Source organism: Mycobacterium sp. (assembly GCF_046330795.1).
Taxonomy (GTDB): Bacteria; Actinomycetota; Actinomycetes; order Mycobacteriales; family Mycobacteriaceae; genus Mycobacterium.
This window is the reverse complement of record NZ_JAXLSA010000003.1, coordinates 508,904-529,536: the sequence shown is the minus strand read 5'-3', so window position 1 is coordinate 529,536 and position 20,633 is coordinate 508,904. Positions and strand designations below refer to the sequence as shown.

Sequence of the window (20,633 nt, the reverse complement as noted above, 5' to 3'; positions counted from 1 at the left end):
CGTATCACGTCACCGTATTGCGGCCGGGCCGTCCCCGGTAGGGGCATGAGGTCCCCAATCCGGCTCACCAGAGTCACCGGCCACGCACCCGCGGTAGCGCCGGCCGATCTCGTGGACCAGCTCACCGATCGGACGGCCGGTGTCGACGCGGAGCGCGCCGGGCCGTTCGCGGCCGACGGCACCGGCCGCCAGAGCCTCCGCCACCTCGACGGTGGCATCCGACGTGCCACCGACCCGACCGGTGATGCGCTGCTGGGCCGCCGCGAGCGGGATCTCGCACACGAGGTCCAGCAGGGCCGCACCGTGGCCCTGCGCCAGCTCACCCGCCGCGGCTCGCTGCGCAGCATCGCGCCACGTGCCGTCGAGGATCACCGACAGGCCGCCCGAGAGCGCCGCCCCGGCCCGCCGCAGCACCTCCCGGTAGACCGCGGCGACCTTCTCCGGCGCGTAGAGCCCGGCGCCCACGGCGCCGGGCGCACCGTCCAGCGCGCCGGCGGCCACCAGCTCACGGCGCACGTCGTCGGTCGAAATCACCATGGCACCAACATGTTCGGCCAGCGCGCGGGACAGGGTCGACTTGCCCGTTCCGGGTCCGCCGCCGACGAGAACCAGCCGCGGGACCGCCGCGCACAGATGGGCACCGGCGATGCGCAGGTGACGTTGCGCGTCCGCGGCCGCCGCGGGATGCCCCTGCTCGACCCGGATGCAGTCCACCTTGGCGCGCACCAGCGCCCGATAGCCGATGTAGAAGTCGGCCAGCGACGCGGGTGCCGGGTCGCCGGCGGCGGCCCGGTAGTCGGCCAGGAACTGCTGCGCCAGGTCCGGCCGGCCGTGGAATTCGAGGTCCATCGCCAGGAACGCGGCGTCGTCGATACCGTCGAGGTAGCGCAGCCGGTCGTCGAAGTCCAAGCAGTCCAACAACATCGGGCCGTCGCCGGACCAGAAGATGTCGTCGGCGAGCAGGTCGCCGTGGCCGTCGACGATGCGCCGGTCGGCAACGCGGGCGGCGAACAGTCCGGCGCATCCGGCGAGGTATCGCCCGCTGAGCGCGGCCACCAGGTCCAGGTCGGCGTCGGGCAGCACCCAGTCGACGAACCGGCGCATGTCGTCGATGCTCTCGCGCCAGAGCCCCGCCAGCGCGGTGGCCCCGGCCGCCGTGTCGATCTCCGGGCCCCGCCGGGCCGCCGCATGGAATCTCGCCAGAACGCCGGCCACGGAACGCAATTCGTCGTCGATCGCCGATCCGTCGAGCCGGTTGGACAGTCGCGCGGCGTCCGGGTAGCGACGCATCACCACCACCGGTTCGCGCTCACCGGGACCGGGACCGGTCAGGTGCGCGATACCCAGATAGGCGGCGGGAGCCAGCCGACTGTTGAGCTCGACCTCCCGACGGCATGCCCGCTCCCGCAACGCAGGGGTGGAAAAATCCAGGAACTCGGTGCGCACCGGGCGCTTGGTCTTGTAGGCCCGATCACCGACCAGCACCACGAGGCCACTGTGGGTCTCGCGCACCTCGGGGCGGTCGGTGGCGGTCACACTGACGATGATCTGCGCCGGGCGCCGGGTCCGCAGCAGTCGTTGGACCCGCACGAGCGGGACCAATTACCCTGCCGCCGCGGACCCGGCCGGGCCATGATCGAAGGATGCGGGCAGGCACCGCCGACACCGAACTGATCAGGGCCGCCGTGACACTGGCGTCACGTGCACCGTCGCTGCACAACACCCAGCCATGGCTGTGGGTCGCCCACGACGACGCGCTGCACCTCCATCTGGACCGCAGCCGGATCGTGCGCAACACCGACACCGGCGGGCGTGAGGCCGTCATCGCGTGCGGGGCGATGCTGGATCATCTGGTGACCGCGATGGCCGTCGCCAACTGGTCCGCGGCGGTCGACCGGTTTCCCGACCCCGACGACGGCGCGCACCTGGCCGCCGTCGCCTTCACCCCGACCGCAGAGGTCACCGCCGCCCAGCGCCGCCGGGCCGACGCCATCCTGCGCCGGCGCACCGACCGGTTGCCGTTCCTGGCACCCACGGACCCGCGAGCGCTCGAGACAGCGCTGCGGGCCGCGATCGGTCCGGGCCCGACCGTGCTGGACGTCCTGGCCGACGAGCTGCGCGCCGAGCTCGCCGAGACCGCGGCGCTCACCGAGTCCGCGCAGCGTTTCAACACCGGTTATCAGGCCGAGTTGGATTGGTGGACAGCGCCTTTCGAGTATGTCGAAGGGATTCCCCGGAGTTCGCTGACGTCGGTGCAGGAGAGCGGACGGGTGACGGTGAACCGCAACTTCCCCGCCGAGGGCAACCGCCGGCGCCGGCCCCACATCGGCGACGACCGGGCCGTCGTACTGGTGTTGTCGACGCCGGAGGACACCTACCGCGACGCGCTGGAATGTGGCGAGGCGCTGTCGCGAGTGCTGCTGGAATGCACCGCTGCGGGGCTGGCGACGTGCCCGGTCACCCACATCACCGAGATCCCGTCGGCGCGGGGCGTCGTCGCCTCGATGCTGCCCCGCCCCGGGGTGCCGCAGGCGCTGATCCGGGTGGGCCGCACCCCCGAACTGGAGGAGGACCCGCCGATGACCCCGCGCCGCGACATCGCCGACATCCTGCGGTGATCGTCATCGGTGCGCTATGAATTGAGCGTGCTGCGCAGGGCTCTCGGGTACCACATCAGCGTCGAGGCGCTGATCGAAGTGGCGCTGTGGCTGGCGATCCCCCACATCACCATCGGGGTGATCTGGGCGTTCCTGCATCCCAGCCAGGTGCAGCACTACCAGATCCAGCTCGAACCGCTGGTGCCGGCGGGCGCCGATCTGATCGCGTTCGGCCTGACGGCCGGGCTGTGGCCGTTCCTGCTGATCGCACCGCTGATCTGCGGCTGAATCTCCCACGATCTCCCACGCCGAAACGTACGTCTCGGCGCGAAAACACGGCGTGTCGCCGCCGAGACGTACGTTTCGGCGTGTTTCTAGGGGGTGTATTCGGCGGTGCCGTCCTCGAGCACCACGCGCGCGTCCGTGTCATCGGGGCCGGAGGCCCCCGTAGCCTCGGTCCGGAACACCGCATGCCCCGGCTCGGTCCGCCACACCGACGTCGTCAGCGTCTCGCCCGGGAACACCGGCGAGGTGAACCGCGCGCCGATCGCGGTGATCCGGCTCGCGTCCCCCTCGCCGAGCTCGCCGACCAGGACCCGTCCGGCCACCCCGTACGTGCACAACCCGTGCAGGATCGGCCGCGGGAAACCGGCCAGCGTGGTGGCGAACCACGGATCGCTGTGCAGGGGATTGCGGTCACCGGAGAGTCGGTAGATCAGGGGCAGGTCCTCGGTGGTGGGCAGCGCGACGACGGCGTCCGGCTCGCGGTCGGGCACCGCGGGCGCGACGGGACGCTCACCCGGCTGGCCACCGAATCCGCCTTCGCCGCGGATGACGGCGGTGGAGACGGTTTCGGCGACGAGGTTGCCGGTGTCGGGGTCGACGGCGGTGCCCTTGAGCACCAGGATCGCGTTCTTGCCCTCGCCCTTGTCCTGGATGTCGAGCACCTCGGAGCTGACGTCGAGCCGGCCGGCCGCCGGCAGCGGCGCGTGCAGCCGGATCTGCTGGCTGCCGTGCAGCAGTTTGGCCCAGTTGAACGAGCCGACCTTGGCCGCCGCACCCCACGCCGGGCAGGCGATGACCGCATAGGTGGGCAGCACCTGCTGCGGGATGTCGTGGCTGTTCTCCGTGGTGAACGCCAGATCCCCGGTGCCGCAGCCCACGCCGAGGGCGTAGAGCAGGGTGTCGCGGTCGGTCCATTCGAACGGCTGGGCGGCGGTGGTGGCGCCCACGGCGCTCGGGTCGATCGGCATGGTGTCAATGTATAGAACTGTGCAGCGCGATCTTTCCGAGATTCTGAGTCTCTTCGATCTGCAGGACGCCGGCGACGGCGGGTTCCTCGGGCCGCAACCCGATCACCCCGGCCTGATGCGGGTGTACGGCGGACAGGTGGCCGCGCAGGCGATCGCCGCGGCGGCGCGCACGGTGACCGCCCGCCGGCTGCACAGCCTGCACGTGGCGTTCCTGCGGCCGGGCGACCCGATGGCCCCGCTGCACTATTCGGTCGCGACGCTGCGCGAGGGCCGGACCTTCTCGACGCGGCGCGTGACGGTGAGCCAGCACGGCCGGCCCATCATGGAAGCGCTGGTGTCGTTCATGGAGATGATCGACGGCCCCGGCGCTGACGACTACCAGCAGGTGATGTCGCCGGCACCGGAACCGGAGGAGCTGACGTCGCTGCCCGATCAGCTGCGCGCCCATCTGGGTCGCGGCATCCTCGACTACCTGGGCCCGGTACGGCTCGGCATCGTCGAGCTGCGCTACGTCGATCCCCCGCCACGCATCGCCATCGACACTCCGCGGCCCGCCGACGCACCGGATGCGTTGTGCCGCTTGTGGATCCGTCTGACCGGCGAGCTGCCGCAGCAATTGCTCGACGATCCCGTGACCGCGGCGTGCATGCTGGCCTACATCAGCGACTGGACCGTTCTTGATCCCGTTCAGGTGGCCGTCGGCAAGACCTGGCAGGAGATGGCCACCATGGCGTCGCTGGATCACGCCATCTGGTTCCACCGGCCGGTCGACTTCTCCGACTGGCTGCGCTACGACCAGCGGTCGCCCAGTGTGTCCGGCGGGGTCGGGCTGGGCATCGGGGCCATCTACCAGCGCGACGGCACCCTGCTCGCCACGGTGACCCAGGAGGGTTTCCTCGGTCCGCGCACATCATGAGTGTCAAGTTTTATTGACAACTCTGGCGGCGAGGTCCACGATGGCGCCATGAGCTATCTCGTTACCGGCGGTACCGGGTTCATCGGACGGCGACTCGTCACCGCACTGCTGCAACGCGACCCGAACGCCACCGTGTGGGTGCTGGTGCGACGCGGTTCGGCCGGACGTTTCGAACGACTGGCCGCCGAATGGGGTGAGCGGGCCCTGCCCCTGGTCGGTGACCTGACCGCGCCACAACTCGGCCTCGGCGACGAACAGTTCACCGAACTCGCCGGAGTGGATCACGTCGTGCACGCGGCCGCGATCTACGACCTGACGGCCGGCGAGGCCGAACAGCGCGCTACCAACGTCGAGGGCACCCGCGCCGTGATCGACCTGGCCAAGAAGCTGGACGCCACCCTGCACCACATCTCCTCGATCGCGGTGGCGGGCACCTTCCCCGGCACCTACACCGAAGCCGACTTCGATGTCTCCCAGGAACTTCCCACGCCGTACCACCAGACCAAGTTCGAGGCCGAGCAACTGGTCCGCGATGCCGCGGGCCTGCGCCACCGCATCTATCGGCCGGCCGTGGTGGTCGGCGATTCGCGCACCGGCGAGATGGACAAGATCGACGGCCCGTACTACTTCTTCGGCCCCCTGGCGGCGCTGGCCCGGTTGCCCCGCCTGACCCCCATCGCGCTGCCGGACGTCGGCCGCACCAACATCGTGCCGGTCGACTATGTGGTCAATGCCGTCGTGGCGCTCATCCACGTCCCCGATCGCGACGGGCAGACCTTCCACCTGACCGCGCCACGCAAGATCGGCATGCGGGGCATCTACCGCGCGGTCGCCCCGGCTGCCGGACTCCCGCCGGTGCGCGCCGGACTGCCACGCGCGGTCGCGACACCGTTCCTGGGCCTGCAGGGCCGCGCCAAGGTCTGGCGCAACATGGCGGTGACCCAGCTGGGTATCCCGCCGCAGATCCTCGACGTCGTCGATCTGGCACCGGACTTCACCGCCGAGAACACCGACGAAGCCTTGCGCGGCACCGGAATCAGCGTTCCGGAGTTCGCGTCGTACGCGTCCGTCGTGTGGCGGTACTGGGCCGAGCACCTGGATCCCGACCGCGCGCGCCGCGGCGCGGCGCATCCGCTGGCCGGCCGGCACGTCATCATCACGGGCGCCTCCAGTGGCATCGGCCGGGCCGCGGCCATTGCGGTGGCCGCCCGTGGGGCGACGGTGTTCGCCCTGGCCCGCAACGGCGCCGCGCTCGACGACCTGGTGGCCGAGATCCGCGCCGACGGCGGCCAGGCGCACGCATTCACCTGCGATGTGACCGACTCGGACTCGGTGGACGCCTGCGTCAAGGACATCCTCGGCCGGTTCGGTCACGTCGACTACCTGGTCAACAACGCCGGGCGGTCGATCCGGCGGTCGGTCGGGGCATCCACCGACCGGCTGCACGACTACGAGCGCGTGATGGCGGTCAACTACTTCGGCTCGGTGCGCATGGTGCTGGCCCTGTTGCCGCACTGGCGCGAACGCCGGTTCGGGCACGTGGTGAATGTGTCCAGTGCCGGCGTGCAGGCCAGTTCACCGCGCTATTCGGCCTACGTGCCGACCAAGGCCGCCCTGGATGCCTTCGCCGAGGTTGTCGGCTCCGAAACGCTGTCCGATCACGTGACGTTCACCAACATCCACATGCCGCTGGTGTCCACCCCGATGATCACGCCGTCGCACCGGCTCAACCCGGTGCCCGCGATCAGCCCCGAGCACGCCGCGGCCATGGTGGTACGCGGACTCGTCGATAAGCCCGTGCGCATCGACACCCCGCTGGGCACCCTGGCCGACATCGGGAACTACTTCACTCCGCGGTTGTCGCGGCGCGTACTGCACCAGCTGTACCTGGGTTATCCGGATTCGGCCGCGGCGCGCGGCGAGGATCAACCGGAAACCGAAGGGGAACAGGCACATTCACCGCGCCGGCCCCGGCCGCCGGTGCGGGCCGCCCGGGCGCTACGGGTGCCCCGGATACCGCGCCCGGTCAAGCGCGCGATCCGCGCCGTCCCCGGGGTGCACTGGTAGCTTCCTGCTGCCCTCCTTCGCGAGCGTGCAGCCATATGCAAATGTTGTGCCTGGATTTGCATATGGGTGCACATTCGCGCTGTTCCGGCGGGGACTGGTAGACCTTTTCCATGGGTTCGCTCGCCGATGACCCCGTCTACACCTTCTGCAGATATTGCCTGGCCTCGTGCGGCCTCGAGGTCACCGTGCAGGACAACCGGGTGGTCCGGATCTCGCCGGACAAGCAGAATCCGCACGGCTGGCACGACTTCTGCGCCAAGGGACGCACCGCCGGTGAGGTGGTCGACCATCCGCGACGCATCCTGGCGCCCATGCACCGGGTCGACGACGAAACGGGTTTCCGCTACGTCGAGGCGAGCTGGGACGACGCCCTCGCCGACATCGCGGCGCGCTGCAACGCGGTCATCGACGCCGGTGGACCAGATGCCGTCGGCGCCTACTACGGAAATCCGGCCGGGTACTCGTCGTCGAACCTGGTCTTCTTCAACGCGTGGCTGGACGCCGTCGGCACACACAACCGCTACGCCGTCGGTTCGGTGGACCAGAACGCCGTGCATGTGGTGGCCGAGGCAATGTTCGGCTCCCCGCTCCTGATGCTGGTGTCCGACATCGATCGTTGCGACTATTTCCTGATCGTCGGGGCCAATCCGGCGGTGAGCGCGTGGAATTGGCTCGAGACCGCACCGGGCGGCTGGCGCCGGGCACTGGCCCGCCAGCAGCAGGGCGCCCGGATCGTGGTGGTCGACCCGGTCCGCACCGAATCCGCCGACAAGGCCGACGTGCACCTGTCGGTGCGCCCCGGCCAGGACTGGGCCCTGCTGCTGGGTCTGGTGAAGGTCATTCTCGATGAGGGCCTCGAGTGCGCCGGCGCCTGCGCCGATCTGGCCACCGGCGTCGATTCGCTGCGCCAGCTGGTGGCCACCGCGGATCTGAATGACCTCAGCGCTCGCTGCGACCTTACCAGAACGCAGATCGAAGAAGTGGCAAGGGATTTCGCGTCGGCCAGAACGGCGATGGCGATCACGCGAACGGGCGTGTCGCTGCATGCGGGCGGCACCGTCGCCGAGTGGCTCGGTCAGGTACTCAACCTGATCACCGGCCGGATGGACGCGCCCGGCGGTCGCCGGTTCGAGCCCGGGTACGTCGACACGCTGCGACTCGCCGATCTGGCCGCTACCGAGGAACACACCAGCCGGCTGGCCGGCCGGCCGGCTGTGGCCGGCGCGCACGCGCTGGCGGAGTTGCCCGACGAGATCACCACACCCGGCCGTGGTCAGATTCGCGCCCTGATGATCAACTCCGGCAACCCGGTGATCTCCGGCCCGGACGGCGCGAAACTCGATGCGGCACTTGCCCAACTCGACCTCCTGGTCGCCATCGATTTCGTGCAGCGCGAGAGTCACCGGCATGCGCACTGGCTGCTCCCAGCCGCGCACTGGCTCGAGCGCGACGATCTGCTGGCTTTCACCAGCGGCATGCACGACGAGCCGTTCATCCAGTACGGTGCGCGGGCGGTAGAGCCCCCGTCGGGAGTACGCGAGGAATGGCGGATCTTCACCGACCTGGCGATCGCCATGCGCCGCCCATTGTTCGGTGTGCGCGGGGTGAACGGATTCATCGGAGTGACCCGGCGACTGGCAAGGCTGACCGGTCGAACACAGATCGAGTTCACCCCGCGCTGGCTGGACCGGCTGCTCTTGGTGACATCCCGGAAGGTCAACGGGCGCAGGGTGAAATGGCGCGATCTGCGGGACAATCCGCACGGGCTGGTGCTGGGTCCCCGGGAGTACGGGCACCTGCGCGCGGCCCTGCGGACCGACGACGGCACTGTGCACGCGGCCCCGGCCGAGTTCGTTGCCCGGGCCCGCGAGCTGCTGGCCGATCCGCCGCCCGTCCCGCCGCCGGGACAGCCGTTCCACCTCGGCAACCGGCGACGCCGGCATTCCATGAACTCCTGGCTCAACGAACTGCCCGGCCTGCACCCGAAGGGCCGGTCCACCGAGGTGCTCATCCATCCGACGGATGCGGCGACGACGGGCATCGCCGATGGGGATCGGGTCCGGGTGTTCTCCACCGTCGGGGCCGTCGAATTGGATGCGGTTATCAGTGACCGGCCGCGCCCCGGTCTGCTCATCATCGACCACGGGTGGGGATCGCGGGTGTTCGATCCGCGCGGCGGCGGCCTGCCACAGTCCTACGGGGTCAACCGCAATCTGCTGGTCGGCGCCGAGGTCGACCCCTTGTCGCAGACCTCGGTATTGAGTTCGGCCTGGGTCGGCATCACCAAGCTCGACCAGACCGGGCGGGTAGGGTCTGCCGAATGACCTCTGCGGCAACCGGTTCGGATCCGGCCCGGACGGCACTGCCGGTGTTCGCCGACGTGGACACCGGTGTCGACGATGCGATGGCGCTGGTGTACCTGCTGGCCAGTCCCGAGGCCGATCTGGTCGGGATCGCCTCGACCGGAGGCAACGTCGCGGTGGACCAGGTGTGTGTCAACAACCTGGGTCTGCTCCGGCTGTGCGGCGCACCGGACATCCCGGTGTCACGGGGTGCCGCCGAACCGCTGGCCTGTCCGATGCGCACCGCCGAGGACACCCACGGCCCGGCCGGCCTGGGCTACGCCGAACTGCCGCCGTCGGATCGCCGGCTCACCGAGTACGACGCCGCGCAGGCCTGGATCCGGGCCGCCCACGACCACCCCGGCGCGCTGATCGGTCTGGCGACCGGCCCGCTGACCAACCTGGCGCTGGCGTTGCGTGCCGAACCCGCGCTGCCCCGGCTGTTGCGCCGCCTGGTCATCATGGGTGGCGCGTTCGACTACCGCGGCAACACCACGCCGGTGGCCGAGTGGAACATCAGCGTGGACCCCGAGTCCGCGGCCGAGGTGTTCGCCGCATGGGGCGCGGCCTGGGGTGAGCAGGACCCCGACCATCTGCCGATCGTGTTGGGGCTCAACCTGACCGAGCACATCGCCATGACCCCGGCCATCCTGGCCCGGCTGGCGGCGGCGGCCGGCGCGCGCACGCCCGAGATGAGCGTGACCGACACCCGCGGCACCCGGTCACCGGCGACCAACCCGCTGATCGGCACCCTCGAGGACGCGATGCGGTTCTACTTCGAGTTCCATCACGACCAGGGCGAGGGCTATCTCGCCCATCTGCACGATCCGCTGGCCGCCGCCGCCGCTCTGGACCCCGGCCTGGTCCGGACCCGGGCAACCACGGTGGACGTCGAACTCGTCGGCGCGCTGACCCGCGGCATGACCGTGGCCGACTGGTCGGGTCACTGGGGCCGCCGGCCCAATGCGCTGATCGGCACCGAGACCGACCCCACGGTGTTCTTCGACCGGTTCATCGACCGGGTCGGCCGCTACGCGCGAAGATTCTGAGCGAGATCGCCCTGTGTCGGCTTCAGGGTGATCGTCTCCCAGCCCGGGGCGGCCCACCTGCTGCATGTACGGCAGTTCTGGCCGCTGCGACCCCGCGGGCGAATGCCGATTCGTCATCCTGGTCATTCAGGGACAGGTATGGATACAACAACGCCTACTCATAGACCCCCTCCACGTGCCATTGCCGCTGCCGATAGCACAGCAGCAGTCCGAGCCTGGAATCATTTGCCGCAGTGCGGTTCTCGATGAGTACCTGGGCACGAGCCGCCCGCCCGGCGCCCTCGCGCCGGTGATCCCACCACCATTCGTCGACCGGCCACGGCCCGGCCCACCAGCGCAGCTCCCCGTGGTAGCGCCCGGTCAACTGGGCAGGCTCGGCGGAGAACAGGCCACGCCCGGTGACCCGCACCGGATCGCCGGTGGCGTCGAGCAGTTCCACCGGGTCGTCGGCGAGCACCGCCGGCGCGGGTTCGGGCAGCCGGCCCGGCCACGGACCACCGGGGTCGGCCCGCGGCACCGGTTCGTCACCGAGCGCGGCGAAGGTGACCCGCTCGGCCGGGCTGCGCCCGCCGCTGAGCACCGGCACCTGGACCGCCTCCGGCCCGAGTAGCCCCTGCACCCGGACCAGGGCCCGGCGGGCCCGCACCCGCGCCTCATCACCCGCGCCCCACAACGGGAGCTGCAGCGCCTCGGCGGAAATCACCTCGACGGGTTCCAGCCGCAAGGTCGCGATGGGTCCGGTGGGACGGTCGCCGGAGTGGCGCCGGTTCAGCCAGCCGTCCAGCTGCCACCGGATCCGGTCGGCGGTGGCGTCCTCGGTCAGTGGCTCGGCGCAGCGCCAGACCCGGACCAGTTCGGAACCCTCGACGGTGACGGCGTGAATGGCCAGCCGGGTGCAACCGGCGGCGGCCGACTCCAGGTTGCGGTGCAGTTCGGCGGCCATCGAACGACCGGCGAACGCCGCCGCGTCGATCCGATCGACCGGCGGGTCGCACTGCATCAACACACCCAGCTCCGGAGGCAGCTCCCGACCCGACGGCCCGCGCATCGACTCGGCACGGGCGATCCGGTGGGCCAGCATCGCATCGGGGCCGAACCGGGAGGTGACATCGGCGCGGGACAACGCCGCGAACGCGCCGATGGTACGAATCCCCAACCGCCACAACAGATCGACCAGCTCGTCGCGGCCCGATGCCGACAGACTGGGCTCGGCCGAGAGCTCCCGGATGGACAACGGCGCCAGGAATTCCGCGTCCGCGGTATCGACGATGCGCCCGGCCCGGGACGCCAGGACAGCGGTGGACAGCTGTTCGGCGATACCGATCTGACATTCGGCGCCGGCGGCGGCCACCGCATCGATCAGCCGCTCGGCCACCGCATGTTCGGACCCGAAGTAGCGGGCCGCACCCGACACCGAGAGCACCAGCAGCCCGGGGCGCAGGACCTCGGCGCGCGGGACCAGATCGTCGACGGCGGCCACCACTCCCTCGAAATACCGGGCATCCCGACCCGGATCGGCGGGCACGACGTGCAACCGTGGGGAGCGGGCCTGGGACTCCCGACGCCGCAGGCCGCGCCTGACACCGTCCGCGCGCGCTCCGGCCGAGCAGGCAATCACCCGGTTGGCCACCGTGACGGCCACCGGCGCCGTGGCCGGCAACCCCGTCGCGGCCGCCGCGGCCACCGCCGGCCAGTCCATGCACCACAGCGCCAGCACCCGTCCGGACATCAGCCCACCTCGGCCCGGCCCCGGGCCCGCGTCGACAACCGCACCCGGCTGATCCGCCCGAAACCCGGCGCACCCGACACCTCATATCCGCACACCCGGGCGTCCAGCCGGATGGCCGCGCCGGGCCAGGCCCCATCGGCGACGAGCAGGGTGCATCCCCGCTGCCGGGCACGGGCCGTCACCGCCCGGGCCCGACTGGGCGGCACCGCGCGCCCCCGCAGTCCCAGCACCACCAGGTCCATCCCGTCGGTCAGCACGGCCGCCACCTCCACCGGATCGGCCCCCGGATCGGGGACCACCGCCACGCGATCCAGGTCGGCTCCCATCTCCGTGGCCGCCAGGAGTCCGAGGCCCGGCTGACCCACGATCGCGACGTATCCCCCGGCCGAGGTGACGGCCGCGGCGATGCTCAACGCCAGCGACCGGGCGCCGGTCAGCACCCCAACGGCACCCTTCGGCAACCCCGCGGGCAGCAGACCACCCAGCGAATCCGGCGTGAGCAGCAAACTTTCCGAGCAGGGAATCGGCGCGCTCTCGGCAATCGGCGACCGTCGGGAGACACCCACCCGGGATGGGACGGCGGCGATCTGCCGGCGAAGCTGTTCCAGCTGTTCAGAGCGACTTTCCCGAAGCCCTGCACGCGCCGTCGCCGTAGCCATAGTTGCCATCGCCCACCTCCCGGCCGGATCATTGTTCGAAACTTTGTTCGATATCGGCAGTAAACACCCGGCCCCCGACAATTTCAAGCGGACCCAATACAGCCATTGACAAATGTCACTATTCGGCGTTGTACTGATCGGCGTGAGCGCAGTCACATCGCGCGGTTCGGTCCGATCCCGCACCGCAGCCGCCATCAGCCACCTGACCCTGCGGCAGATCTCCGCGGTGCTGCCACCCGAGCAGGCCTGGGGCCTGTGGACCTCACGGCGGATCGTCAGCACGATCATGGACACCTTCGGCCCCCCATTGCCGAGCATCCCCGTCCAGCACGTCGACGAGCGACTGCCCGACGGCCGCCGGATCGTCGGCGAGTGGGTCCGCGCGCCCCATGCTCCGGAACCCCACAACGCCGACGCCGCAATCTATTTCCTGCACGGCAGCGGATATGCGATGTGTTCCCCACGCACCCATCGCCGCCTCACCGCCTGGCTGTCCGCGCACACCGCCCTGCCGGTGTTCTGCCTGGACTACCGACTGGCCCCGCGGCACCGCTTCCCCACCGCCGCCGACGACGCCCACGCCGGCTGGGAATGGTTGCAGCAGCAGGGTTTCCGGCCGGATCGAATGGCCATCGCGGCCGATTCCGCGGGCGGGCACCTGGCGGCCGACCTGCTGGTGCACGGGAATCAGCCCCACCCGGCGGCGCTGTGCCTGTTCTCCCCGCTGGTGGACATGACCCTGCAGGCCGCCCGCGGCCGAGAGAAACACCGGGCGGACCCCGCCATCCGCGCCGCCCACGCCGCCCGGCTGGTCCAGTTGTACTGCAGCGACATCGATCCCAGCCACCCAAGGCTGACGCACGATATCGCCGCGGGCCGGACCTTCCCGCCCACCCTGATCCAGGCCGGCGGCGCCGAGATGCTGGCCGCGGATGCCGAGCTGCTCGCCGACCGGATCCGCGCCTCCGGCGCGCACTGCGAACTGCAGATCTGGCCCGATCAGGTACATGTGTTCCAGGCGCTGCCGAAACTGTCGCCCGAGGCCACCCCGGCCATCCGGGCCGCAGCCCAATTCCTCTGCGCGGCACTGCCGACCGGCACCACGAAGCGTGCAACATGTGGCCGCTGAACGGACCCAGACGCAGCCACCACGCCGACGCCGTCGTCACCGGCGCGGGCAGTGGGATCGGTGCCGCATTCGCCAAGGAACTGAGCAAGCGCGGCAGCCGGGTGGTGTGCAGCGACATCGATTCCGTGGCCGCCAAGCGCGTCGCCACCGAGATCACCGATGCGGGTGGCACCGCCACTGCAGTGCACTGCGACGTCTCCCTGATCGATGATATGGAAAGTCTTGCCGCACAATCACAGTCGTGGTTCGGCGGGGCACCCACCCTGGTGATCAACAATGCCGGCGTCGGCGCCGGGGGGCAGCTCATCGGTGAGATCCCGCTCGACGACTGGCGGTGGACCCTGGGCGTCAACCTGTGGGGACCCATCCACGGCTGCCATGTCTTCACCCCCATCCTGCGCGAGGCGGGCGCACCGGCCGGCATCATCAACGTGGCCTCGGCCGCCTCCTTCGGGGCGGCGCCGACGATGGCCGCCTACAACGTCAGCAAGGCGGCCACCTTGTCCCTGACCGAAACACTGACCGCCGAACTGTCCGGGACCCCGATCCACGTCACCGCCCTGTGCCCGACGTTCGTCAAGACCAACATCGTCGAGGGCGGCCGCATCACCGACGAATCCACCGCGCTGGCCGACCAGCTGATGCGCTGGACCGGCATCTCCGCCGACCGGGTGGCCCGGACATGCCTGGACACCCTCGATCGCGGCGGGCTGTACTGCATGCCGCAGATCGAAGCCCGGATCGGTTGGGGCATCAAACGATTCGCACCACAGACCTTCACCCGCAGCATCGGCCTGGTGTCGCGGCTCGGCAGTGTCGTCAACCAGTGAGGAGATAGCCATGGCTGCACAGATCGACATGGACAACATGCTGGCCAAGATCAAGGACCGGCAGTGGGCGCTGGCCGACATCGACTGGGACGCACCCGGTGCCGAGACCATCACCGACGAGATGCGGCCCAAGCTGAAGGCCTTCATGGCCGACCTGTGCTGGATCGAGAACGTCGGCGCGCGCGGATTCGCGGCCATGGCCAAGAAGGCACCCACGCCGACCATCGCCGAGATCTACCGGTACTTCCACGCCGAGGAGCAGCGCCACGCCAATGCCGAACTGGCACTGATGAAGCGGTGGGGCATGCTCGACGACGGCGAGATGCCCGAACCGAACGTCAACATCCGGCTGGCCATCGACTGGCTGGACACCTACGCCGACGACATGTCCCTGTCGATCCTCGGCACGGTGATCCCGATGCTCGAGGTCGCACTCGACGGCGCGCTGCTGAAGTTCCTGCTCGAAGAGGTCCACGATCCGGTGTGCCATCAGGTGTTCGAGAAGATCAACAACGACGAATCGCGGCACCTCGCCGTCGATTTCGCCGTACTGGACATGATCGGCCATGCCGATCTCCGCAAGCTGGCCGTCCAGTTCGTCGGCAACGTCGCCACCCCGGGCGTGATCATCGGTGCCATCATGTACATCCCCCTGCTCAACCGGATGCGCAACAACATCGTCGACATGGGCCTGCAGCCGGAGAAGCTCTACAACGCGATGAAGCGGTACAAGACGCTCGGGGACCGTGGCCGGGGCAAGCGCGTGCCCACCTACCAGGTCCTGAAACTGCACGCGCGCATGGTGATCAACCCCGCCAATCCCTACCACTGGCTGGCCAATCCGATGGTGTGGGCCTCCGACCGCTACCCCAGGGCACTCCTGCGGCCGATCCCGTCCTGGTTCAAGGAACTCACCCACGAGCCGGCGGCCTGACCCATGACCGTTCACGACACCCTGATCATCGGCGCCGGGTTCACCGGACTGGGCGCGGCCATCAAGCTCACCGAGGCCGGCGTCGACGACATCGTCATCCTCGAGCGCAGCGACCGGGTCGGCGGCACCTGGCGGGACAACACCTATCCCGGCGTGGCCTGCGACATCCCGTCGCTGCTGTACTCGTACTCGTTCGTCAAGAACCCGTCCTGGTCGCGGGCCTACCCATCCGGGGCCGAGATCTGTACCCACATCGAGGAAATGGTCGACACCTTCGGCCTGCGTCCGCGAATCCGGTTCCGCACCACGGTCACCGGGCTGAGCTTTGACGAGGACGCCGGTGTGTGGACGGTGAACATCAAGGGCCGCAAGAAATTCCAGGCCCGCACCGTGGTGATGGCCGCCGGCCCGCTGGCGGACCACAAGTTCCCCGACATCCGCGGCATCGAGAGCTACCAGGGCCACAAGATCCACAGCGCCGGATGGGACCACGACTACGACTTCACCGGCAAGCGCGTCGGGGTCATCGGCACCGGCGCCAGCGCCGTCCAGATCGTGCCGGAACTCGTCAAGACCGCCGCATTCGTCAAAGTGTTCCAGCGCACCCCGGGCTGGGTGCTGCCGCGGCTGGATGTCGAGATGCCCGCTGCCGTGCAGGGCCTGTTCGCGAAAGTTCCCGCCGCCCAAGATGTTGCGCGCCAAGCCTTGTTCTGGGGCCATGAGGCCAGCGCCACCGCGCTGGTATGGAACACCCCGCTGTCGTCGCTGGTCGCCCGGCTGGGAAAGGCACACCTGCGCCGGCAGGTGGCCGACCCCTGGCTGCGCCGCCAACTGACGCCGAACTTCACCCCCGGCTGCAAACGCATGCTGGTGTCCAGCGACTACTACCCGGCCCTGCAGCAGGACAACTGCAAGCTGATCGACTGGCCGATCGCCACGATGAGCCCGGCCGGCATCCGGACCAGCGACGGCGTCGAGCACCACTTCGACGCGATCGTCTTCGCCACCGGCTACGACGTGCACCTGTCCGGGCCGCCGTTCCCGATCACCGGCATCGGTGGGCGATCCCTGCAGGACGAATGGTCCGGCCACGCGCAGGCCTACAAGAGCGCCAGCGTGCACGGCTATCCCAACCTGTTCCTGATGAGCGGGCCGAATTCGGGACCGGGGCACAACTCGTTGCTCGTCTACGTCGAGGGACAGCTGGACTACGCGGTCACGGGCATCACCACGATCCTGCGCGAGAACCTGCGCACCCTCGACGTCCGGGCCGACGTGCAGCGCCGCTACAACGACAACCTGCAGCGGCGGCTGCGCAGGACCACCTGGATGTCGGGCTGCTCGAGCTGGTACCTGACCGCCGACGGCTTCAACGCCTCCATGTACCCCGGGTTCGCGACCCAGTATCTTCGACAGATGCGGGACTTCCGGCGGTCGGACTACGAGATGGTCGGGCAGGTCCAGCGAAAGCCGGTGCTGGCCACCGCCTCACAAGGAGCCTAGGAGACCAGAAGTGAGTCCCGGCAACCAATCCCGACCACCGAACGGTGCGGTGGGAGCGATCCTGGCCGGGCTGCGCCGGGCACCCGCCAGGGTGAGCCGGCAATCCCGGGGCTTCATCGACAACGCGGTGTCGCAGCTGTTCGACGCCGCCGTGCGGCCGGGGTCGGAGAAGGACTCCGGTGAGTACCGCATCGACGATCTGGCCCGGCTGGCCGGCACCACCACCCGCAATGTCCGGGTGTACCGCGATCGGGGGCTGCTGCACCCGCCGCTGCGGGTGGGCCGCATCGCGCTGTACAACGACACCCATCTGACCCGGCTGCGGCTGGTCACCTCGATGCTCAACCGCGGGTACAACATCGCACACGTGCAGGAGATGCTCGGCGCGTGGGAGCAGGGCAAGGATCTCGGTGACGTGCTCGGCCTGGAATCGGCCATCATCGGAACCTGGGCGGCGGAGAAGCCCATGACCCTGTCCACCGCCGCGGCCCGCGAGCTGATCGGCGACGACACCGGGTTCGCGCGACTCGAACAGGCCGAGCTGATCCGTCCCGGCGAAGAGCCCGACACCGTGGTCATCCTGCGCCCCAAGCTGATCGAGGCGTTCAACGAGATCCGCGGCTACGGCCTGTCCATCGACACCCTGGTCGACATCAACAACGCGGTGGTCCCCCACGTCGACGCGATCAGCGACATCCTGGTGCAGGCCGGCCTGGCGCGGGTCCGCGAGATCATCAAACCCGGCGAATCGCTGCCGGATGACACCGAGGTGGCCGAGCTGATCACCATGCTGGTCCGGTTCCGTACCCAGGCGGTGGCCGCCGTGACCGCGACGCTGGCGGGCTCGATCGAGTCGACCATCGAATCCCTGGTCAGCAGAATGCTGGCCGACTACATCGACCCGGAATCCTGATCGTCGTCGTCGACCTCGATGTCGTGGCGGATCACCCGGACCCGGCCACCGGGCAGGCAGGCCATGAAGCCGTGCCGCTTGCCGAAGAGCTCCCACGCGGCGTGGTGCTGGTCGGGCCGGACCTCGATGTGATGGCCGCCGGCGAAATCCAGCTGCAGGGTTCCGTCGTCCTCGACGACGGCGTGGGTGCATCGCGCACCGGAGAAGTCGAGCAGGGGACGCTGGTACTCCGGCACGTGGAGCGGGTCGATGACGACGTCCTCGGCCGGAAACGCCCCGGTCGGGGGCAGGGTGAGCCGTAACGGGCGGGTGATCACCACTTCGTTGTAATCGTCCAGGTCGATGACCAGGCCGTCGCGCAGTCCGATGCGCTGGACAGAACAATTCTCGATCCACTGGGTCAACATGGCGTCTCCCCTCGCCGCTGAGTCGGATTCCTTCAGGCTACGCCGACTCGGCGCGCTCCCAGGCGAAATGCCCGGCGACCGCCACCACCGCACTGATCCCCGCCGCCACGAACAACGGGCCCGCGATGTGGACGCGCTCGAGGATCAGCGCACCCGAGAGCGCCCCGCCGAAGATCGCGGCGATGGCCCAGAATCGGCGGTGCCGGAACCAACCGAAGCCCGGTGCGAACAGGGTCTCACCCGCATATGCCGTCAACGTGGAGGTCACCACCACCGTCGTCATGTCCGGCACGGCCAGCGCGCGGGCCGCCGACGCCTGCCCGCCCATCAGCATCGCCAGTGCCGCGGCGATCAGCACTCCCGGGACCGACGAACCGGTGACATGGCCGACGGACAGCACGATGCCGGCGGCCGCGAGCGCCCCGGCATTGACCGTGAAAACCGCTGTGACGGCGGCGTTCCAGGTGCTCGGCCGGCCGGCCAGCACACGGCCCACGACGGCCGCTCCACACACGTAGCCGCCCAGGGCGGCCAGCGGTCCGGCCACCGGCAGGCCGCCGGCGGCGGCCAGGCCCATGCCGAGGATGACCACGTTGCCGGTCATGTTCCCGGTGAAGACCCGGTCCAGGCCCAGATAGCCGACCGCGTCGAGCATTCCGGTGGCGAACGTCAGCGCCACCATCAGCCGCACGCGCAGGTGCCGCGGCGCGGGCCTCACTCCCACTCGATGGTGCCCGGCGGCTTGCTCGTCACGTCGAGCACCACCCGGTTGACCTCCGGCACCTCATTGGTGATGCGGGTGGAAATCCGTTCCAGCACTTCGTAGGGAATGCGCGTCCAGTCGGCGGTCATGGCGTCCTCACTGGACACCGGGCGCAGTACGATGGGGTGACCGTAGGTCCGGCCGTCACCCTGCACGCCCACCGACCGGACGTCGGCGAGCAGCACCACCGGGCACTGCCAGATCTGCTGATCCAGACCTGCCGATGTCAGTTCCTCGCGCGCGATGGCGTCGGCGCGGCGCAGGGTGTCCAGCCGGTCCTCGGTGACCTCGCCGATGATCCGGATACCCAGACCGGGGCCCGGGAACGGTTGGCGCCCAACGATTTCCTCCGGCAGGCCGAGTTCGCGACCGACGGCACGAACCTCGTCCTTGAACAGCAGTCGTAGCGGTTCGACGAGGGTGAACCTCAGGTCGTCGGGCAGGCCGCCCACGTTGTGGTGGCTCTTGATGTTCGCCGCACCGGCTCCCCCACCGGACTCCACCACGTCGGGATACAGCGTGCCCTGCACCAGGAATTCGGTCTCGGCCTCGTTGGATCCGAGGGCGTCGCGCACCGCGCCCTCGAAGGCCCGGATGAACTCCCGGCCGATGATCTTGCGCTTGCCCTCGGGATTGGTGACACCGGCAAGCGCCTCCAGGAACCGCTTGGACACATCGACGGTTACCAGCCGGGCGCCGGTGGCCGCCACGAAGTCGCGCTCCACCTGCTCGCGTTCCCCGGCACGCAGCAGACCGTGGTCCACGAACACGCAGGTCAGGTTCTCCCCGACGGCGCGCTGCACCAGTGCGGCCGCCACCGCGGAATCCACGCCGCCGGACAGCCCGCAGATGGCGCGGCCGTCGCCGATCTGCTCGCGCACCCGGGCCACCAGGGAGTCGGCGATGTTGGCCGGTGTCCAGGTGGCGCCGATCCCGGCGAACTCGTGCAGGAAGCGGCTGAGCACCTGCTGGCCGTGCGGTGAGTGCATGACCTCCGGGTGGTACTGCACACCGGCCAGCCGGCGGGACCGATCCTCGAACGCGGCCACGGGCGCACCGGCACTGGTGCCGGCGACCTCGAACCCGGCGGGGGCCGCGGTGACGGCGTCACCATGGCTCATCCACACCGGCTGAGCGGTCGGCAACCCCGAATGAAGCTCACCGCCAACAACTTTCAGCTCGGTCCGGCCATATTCACTGGTGCCCGTGTGCGCGACGGTGCCACCGAGCGCCTGGGCCATGGCCTGGAAGCCGTAGCAGATGCCGAATACCGGGATGTCGAGGTCGAACAGCGCCGGGTCCAGCTGGGGGGCACCGTCGGCGTAGACACTGGCGGGGCCGCCGGAGAGGACCACCGCCTGTGGATCGCGGGCCTTGATCTCCTCGACCGTGGCGGTGTGCGGAATGACTTCGGAATACACCCGGGCCTCGCGCACCCGACGCGCGATGAGCTGCGCGTACTGCGCCCCGAAGTCGATCACGAGCACCGGACGCTGAGATTGGCTTTCCACGGCGATGAGTCTACGGGCGACGGTACCGTGG

General features: G+C 69.7%; 18 protein-coding genes. 11 read left to right on the top strand and 7 right to left on the bottom strand.

Annotation, left to right across the window (positions count from 1 at the left end):
* Positions 1 to 9: 9 nt before the first annotated feature.
* Positions 10 to 1,590: a bifunctional aminoglycoside phosphotransferase/ATP-binding protein gene (locus U0R18_RS13990; protein ID WP_526369261.1), complete on the bottom strand. Its 1,581-nt coding sequence runs from the start codon at positions 1,588 to 1,590 to the stop codon at positions 10 to 12.
* A gap of 53 nt (positions 1,591 to 1,643) precedes the next feature.
* On the opposite strand from U0R18_RS13990, the gene U0R18_RS13985 reads away from it, so the two are divergent.
* Together U0R18_RS13985 and U0R18_RS13980 are read left to right on the top strand one after the other, a co-directional pair.
* Complete coding sequence (locus U0R18_RS13985; protein WP_526369259.1) at positions 1,644 to 2,618, top strand: Acg family FMN-binding oxidoreductase; 975 nt, start codon at positions 1,644 to 1,646, stop codon at positions 2,616 to 2,618.
* Between the two features lie 27 nt (positions 2,619 to 2,645).
* Positions 2,646 to 2,885 carry a hypothetical protein gene (locus U0R18_RS13980; RefSeq protein ID WP_526369257.1) on the top strand — a complete coding sequence of 80 codons (240 nt, stop codon included), beginning with the start codon at positions 2,646 to 2,648 and terminating at the stop codon, positions 2,883 to 2,885.
* Between the two features lie 86 nt (positions 2,886 to 2,971).
* On the opposite strand, the gene U0R18_RS13975 is transcribed toward U0R18_RS13980, so the two are convergent.
* The gene (locus U0R18_RS13975) at positions 2,972 to 3,850 is read right to left on the bottom strand and encodes a MaoC family dehydratase (protein WP_526369255.1); all 879 of its coding nucleotides are present in this window, start codon (positions 3,848 to 3,850) and stop codon (positions 2,972 to 2,974) included.
* Between the two features lie 19 nt (positions 3,851 to 3,869).
* Between U0R18_RS13975 and U0R18_RS13970 the strand changes: the two genes are divergently transcribed.
* The 4 genes from U0R18_RS13970 to U0R18_RS13955 all read left to right on the top strand — a co-directional run bounded on the left by U0R18_RS13970 (position 3,870) and on the right by U0R18_RS13955 (position 10,224).
* Positions 3,870 to 4,766, top strand: coding sequence for an acyl-CoA thioesterase (locus U0R18_RS13970; RefSeq protein ID WP_526369253.1), 897 nt, complete (start codon positions 3,870 to 3,872; stop codon positions 4,764 to 4,766).
* Positions 4,767 to 4,814: 48 nt separating this feature from the next.
* Entirely contained in the window at positions 4,815 to 6,833 is a 2,019-nt protein-coding gene (locus U0R18_RS13965; RefSeq protein ID WP_526369251.1) for an SDR family oxidoreductase, read from the top strand.
* A 110-nt stretch (positions 6,834 to 6,943) separates the two neighbouring features.
* Complete coding sequence (locus U0R18_RS13960) at positions 6,944 to 9,157, top strand: molybdopterin-containing oxidoreductase family protein (RefSeq protein WP_526369249.1); 2,214 nt, start codon at positions 6,944 to 6,946, stop codon at positions 9,155 to 9,157.
* Positions 9,154 to 10,224: a nucleoside hydrolase gene (locus U0R18_RS13955; RefSeq protein WP_526369247.1), complete on the top strand. Its 1,071-nt coding sequence runs from the start codon at positions 9,154 to 9,156 to the stop codon at positions 10,222 to 10,224. Before U0R18_RS13960 ends, U0R18_RS13955 begins: the two co-directional genes overlap by 4 nt.
* A gap of 154 nt (positions 10,225 to 10,378) precedes the next feature.
* Here the strand turns inward: U0R18_RS13955 and U0R18_RS13950 are convergent, their stop codons facing one another.
* Together U0R18_RS13950 and imuA' are read right to left on the bottom strand one after the other, a co-directional pair.
* Positions 10,379 to 11,953, bottom strand: coding sequence for a DNA polymerase Y family protein (locus tag U0R18_RS13950; RefSeq protein ID WP_526369245.1), 1,575 nt, complete (start codon positions 11,951 to 11,953; stop codon positions 10,379 to 10,381).
* The gene (gene imuA', locus U0R18_RS13945) at positions 11,953 to 12,612 is read right to left on the bottom strand and encodes a DnaE2-dependent mutagenesis accessory factor ImuA' (protein ID WP_526369547.1); all 660 of its coding nucleotides are present in this window, start codon (positions 12,610 to 12,612) and stop codon (positions 11,953 to 11,955) included. The genes U0R18_RS13950 and imuA' overlap by 1 nt, the downstream gene beginning before the upstream one ends.
* Before the next feature lie 142 nt (positions 12,613 to 12,754).
* On the opposite strand from imuA', the gene U0R18_RS13940 reads away from it, so the two are divergent.
* The 5 genes from U0R18_RS13940 to U0R18_RS13920 are packed head-to-tail and all read left to right on the top strand — an operon-like array spanning position 12,755 to position 17,921.
* The gene (locus tag U0R18_RS13940) at positions 12,755 to 13,741 is read left to right on the top strand and encodes an alpha/beta hydrolase (protein WP_526369243.1); all 987 of its coding nucleotides are present in this window, start codon (positions 12,755 to 12,757) and stop codon (positions 13,739 to 13,741) included.
* Entirely contained in the window at positions 13,729 to 14,571 is an 843-nt protein-coding gene (locus U0R18_RS13935) for an SDR family NAD(P)-dependent oxidoreductase (RefSeq protein WP_526369241.1), read from the top strand. Before U0R18_RS13940 ends, U0R18_RS13935 begins: the two co-directional genes overlap by 13 nt.
* A gap of 10 nt (positions 14,572 to 14,581) precedes the next feature.
* Positions 14,582 to 15,505 (top strand): ferritin-like domain-containing protein, encoded by a 924-nt coding sequence (locus tag U0R18_RS13930; RefSeq protein WP_526369239.1) that lies wholly within the window; start codon positions 14,582 to 14,584, stop codon positions 15,503 to 15,505.
* A 3-nt stretch (positions 15,506 to 15,508) separates the two neighbouring features.
* On the top strand, positions 15,509 to 17,008 hold the full coding sequence (locus U0R18_RS13925; RefSeq protein ID WP_526369237.1) for a flavin-containing monooxygenase: 1,500 nt from the start codon (positions 15,509 to 15,511) through the stop codon (positions 17,006 to 17,008).
* Positions 17,009 to 17,018: 10 nt separating this feature from the next.
* Positions 17,019 to 17,921 (top strand): MerR family transcriptional regulator, encoded by a 903-nt coding sequence (locus U0R18_RS13920; protein WP_526369235.1) that lies wholly within the window; start codon positions 17,019 to 17,021, stop codon positions 17,919 to 17,921.
* Here the strand turns inward: U0R18_RS13920 and U0R18_RS13915 are convergent.
* From U0R18_RS13915 to guaA, 3 genes are read right to left on the bottom strand one after another with little or no spacing between them, the layout of a single operon-like run.
* Positions 17,900 to 18,328: a DUF6188 family protein gene (locus tag U0R18_RS13915; RefSeq protein ID WP_526369233.1), complete on the bottom strand. Its 429-nt coding sequence runs from the start codon at positions 18,326 to 18,328 to the stop codon at positions 17,900 to 17,902. The two genes, U0R18_RS13920 and U0R18_RS13915, sit on opposite strands and share 22 nt — an antisense overlap.
* 37 nt (positions 18,329 to 18,365) lie before the next feature.
* Positions 18,366 to 19,046 (bottom strand): DUF1275 family protein, encoded by a 681-nt coding sequence (locus U0R18_RS13910; protein ID WP_526369231.1) that lies wholly within the window; start codon positions 19,044 to 19,046, stop codon positions 18,366 to 18,368.
* On the bottom strand, positions 19,043 to 20,602 hold the full coding sequence (guaA, locus tag U0R18_RS13905) for a glutamine-hydrolyzing GMP synthase (protein ID WP_526369229.1): 1,560 nt from the start codon (positions 20,600 to 20,602) through the stop codon (positions 19,043 to 19,045). Before guaA ends, U0R18_RS13910 begins: the two co-directional genes overlap by 4 nt.
* Positions 20,603 to 20,633: the final 31 nt, after the last annotated feature.